This is a genomic window from Thiocapsa sp. (assembly GCF_011390875.1).
In the GTDB taxonomy this organism is placed as follows: domain Bacteria; phylum Pseudomonadota; class Gammaproteobacteria; order Chromatiales; family Chromatiaceae; genus Thiocapsa.
The window spans coordinates 1-3,252 of record NZ_JAABRP010000348.1 but is presented as its reverse complement, the minus strand read 5'-3'; the positions used below and the strand labels follow the sequence as shown (position 1 = coordinate 3,252).

2 protein-coding genes and 1 pseudogene are annotated in these 3,252 nt (G+C 64.0%); all 3 read right to left on the bottom strand.

Features of this window, described 5'->3' with window-relative positions; genetic code table 11:
- Window positions 1–346: pseudogene (locus GPT33_RS18215) on the bottom strand (transporter); the annotation flags it as partial.
- A gap of 219 nt (window positions 347–565) precedes the next feature.
- A complete protein-coding gene (locus GPT33_RS18210; RefSeq protein ID WP_296811915.1) occupies window positions 566–2,068 on the bottom strand; it encodes an arylsulfatase in 1,503 nt (500 codons plus the stop codon).
- Window positions 2,069–2,279: 211 nt separating this feature from the next.
- Window positions 2,280–3,083: a transporter gene (locus GPT33_RS18205; RefSeq protein ID WP_296811913.1), complete on the bottom strand. Its 804-nt coding sequence runs from the start codon at window positions 3,081–3,083 to the stop codon at window positions 2,280–2,282.
- Between the last annotated feature and the right edge of the window lie 169 nt (window positions 3,084–3,252).

Below are 3,252 nucleotides of genomic sequence, written 5' to 3'. Positions count from 1 at the left end.
GCAGCATGACGCCGACGCTGTAATGGGCACCCGGAATCGGCGTTTCGAAGGTGTAGAACCCGCCTGCGAGCAGGACGTCGCTGGTGGCCTTCAATCCGAACACGTCGATGCCGGCGACCGGGATCTGCTTGGAGAGATCGGCATCGCCCTCGTAGTGGAGGTAGATAGGCTCGATCACCCAGCCGGGCCGGGCAGGCGCGAGATCGATCAGAGTGGCCACCGAGCCCGGAACATAGTGCCCGGTCCCGCCCTCCGAGGAGCGGGCTATCGAAGGCACCAGGACACAGGCGGCCAGGGCAAGGCCGGCGGCCGCGCGTGCGATGAAATGCGTGTTGGTGTTCCGCATGGTCTCGTTTTCCGTGGATCGGCGAAGGTGGTCTTGCCCTACCCGCGTTCGCGTGCGCAGCGGCTCGCGCTGCGTCCTGCCGGCGCTTGACCCCGCTCAGAGCATCGGGCTGGACTGCCATGGTCAGCTTCTCAATGTCCCCGGAGAACGCATCGCCGGGGACCCGGAGATAGGTCCCCGACGATGGGTGTGGCCCGTATCCGGGTTTGAAGCGGTGCCCTACTGTTTGGGCGTGAAGCTGCCGCTCTCCTGACGCGGCGGGAACGCTTTGAAGGTCTCCATGTGCGTCGCGACGATCTCCATCAGCGGCATGACCACGTACATGTGGCGCACCAGCCAGTCGTCGTAGTAGGAGGACTCCAGCGGTGCGGTCTCGAACGGATCGGCGCGCAGATCAACGATCAGCGGCGCCTTGCGCGGCTCCTGCCCGAGCAGCCAGGCGTCGAGGCCATGATGCGGTTGAGTGGAGAAGTGGCCCTTGAAGGCCCCGACGCGCACCGCGCCGAGGCTGCCGTCGTCCACCCAGGCGAAGAATTCGCGTCGCGGTCCTTCCTCGCTCTCTCCGGTCAGGTACGGCAGGAAGTCGTAACCGTCGAGGTGCACCTTGAAGGTCTTGTCGCCGATGGTCGCACCCTCGAGCAGCTTCTCCTTGATGCCGGGCTCGCCCACCGCGGACATCAGCGTGGGGACGAAGTCCTCAAGGCTGATGATGTCGTTGGAGGTCCGTCCGCCGGGGATCCTTCCCGGCCAACGCACCATCAGGGGCACGCGGATGCCGCCCTCCCAGGTGGTCGCCTTCTCGCCGCGGAAGGGCGAGGTGCCGCCGTCGGGCCAGGAGAATTTCTCCGCGCCGTTGTCGGTGGTGTAGACGACGATGGTGTTGTCGGCGACGCCGAGCGCGTCGAGCTTGGCGAGCAACTGTCCGACCAGGCCGTCGTGCTCCACCATGCCGTCGGCATAGATGCCCCGTCCCGTGGCACCTTTGCTGGCGTCCTCCAGGTGCGTGAAGATGTGCATGCGGGTGGTGTTGAACCAGACAAACCAGGGCTTGTCCTCGGCCTGCTGGCGGTCGATGAAGTCCACCGTCGCCGCAAGGAATTCCTTGTCCACGGTCTGCATGCGCTCGCTGGTGAGCGGTCCGGTGTCCTCGATGCGCCCGTCAGCGTAGGAGTGGATGACGCCGCGCGGGCCGTACTTGTCTCGGAACGCGGGGTCCTTCGGATAGTCCGGGCTCTCCGGTTCCTCCTCGGCATTCAGGTGGTAGAGATTGCCGAAGAATTCGTCGAAGCCGTGCTTGGTCGGCAGATGCTCGTCGCGATCACCGAGGTGGTTCTTGCCGAACTGACCGGTGGCGTAGCCGAGCGGTTTGAGCAGCTCGGCGAGCGTGGGATCCTCCGCCTGAAGTCCGATCGGGTCACCCGGCATACCGATCTTCAGGAGCCCCGTGCGCTTGGGGCTCTGGCCGGTGATGAAGGCCGCGCGCCCAGCGGTGCAGCTCTGCTGCCCATAGGCATCGGTGAAGAGGACGCCCTCCTTGGCGATCCGATCGATGTTGGGCGTCCGATACCCCATCACGCCCTGGTTGTAGGCGCTGGTGTTGTACCAGCCGATGTCGTCGCCGAAGATCACCAGGATGTTGGGTTTGTCGGCGGCCACGGCGAGCGGCAGGTAGAACGGCAGCGCCAGGGCGCCGAGCAGGGATGGCCAGAGTCGTCGATTCATCGGAGTTGTCCTCGTTGGTGAATGGGATCTGCGGAGGGAATGTCGGCCGGGAATAGCGAAGCCTTTATCCGGCCGCGGTATATCAGAGCGGCGCGCTGTCGGCGCTCCCCTGAATCACGAGGCATGAGCCGGTGGTCACCGCTCGCGGTTTTAGGGAGAGGGCGTCTATTTGCCCTCGCCGAGGGCATGTGGGTGTCGCCGAACAGGGTCTTCATTTGGGAAACAGCAGCACGACGTTGAACCTGAACGCCCAACCGTCCGGCCCCGATTCGGTGCTCGCCGCGTAATAGCGTGGGCCGGCCTGGAACTGCACCAGTTGCCCGCCGATCTTGGTCAGCTTGGCGACCTGGGCGGCGATGGGCACGTTCCATTGCTCGCCCTCCCAGTCGTAGGTGGATTCAGTCTGCAGTGTGTAGGTCCAAGCCGTCGGCGTGGTGTAGGAGAGAAAGGGCTGAATGAAGGTGCTGTTGATGTCGGCTCGATCGCTCGGCCCGGTAAAGGACCAGATATGGTTCGCGAGCATGCCGAAGGTCCAGTTGCCCCTCTGTACCAGCCCGACCGCAGTCGGCCCGGCACCCCATTTCTCGCTGCCGAATAGCTCGTCGGTCGCGGTGGGCAGCAGAAAAACGGGGCCTGCGCCCCAGATCAGTCCGCCGGCGGTCGGCTCCTTCGGCGAGAAGAAGAGACTCTGTACTGTGTCCGAGAGGCCGAATTGTTCGCCGGCACCAGGAAAGATGCCCCACTGATCGACGATCGGCAGGATGGTGCGGGAGATCAGGTTCCAATCCTCGCCGATAGAGATCGGTATCACCGGCTGGATGTTCAGCGTGTAACGGCTGCCCCGGTCGTCCGGCCCGATGTTCTGCTCCCAGTTCGACTGGAACGGCACGCTGATCAGCGCAGCCACCGGATTGGATAGCTGTTTGGCGAGGGCCGCCGCATCCTCGGCGTCGGCAGCGGGAAGTCCCAGGAGGAGACCGGTGGCCAAGGCGATCCGCGTTTGTATTAGTCTCATTTGGCGCCTCTTCAAATAACAAATTCCGACCCATCCGACCCACCTGCGGAGTCATTCCGGGCAGGTGCGAGTGCCGAAAGACGAGTTTCGAGTAATTCAAGAAAAATCAGGGCGAATTACTTCATGCCCGCCCGCAGGTTCATCAACACTAGATCGAAGCCCTCGACCC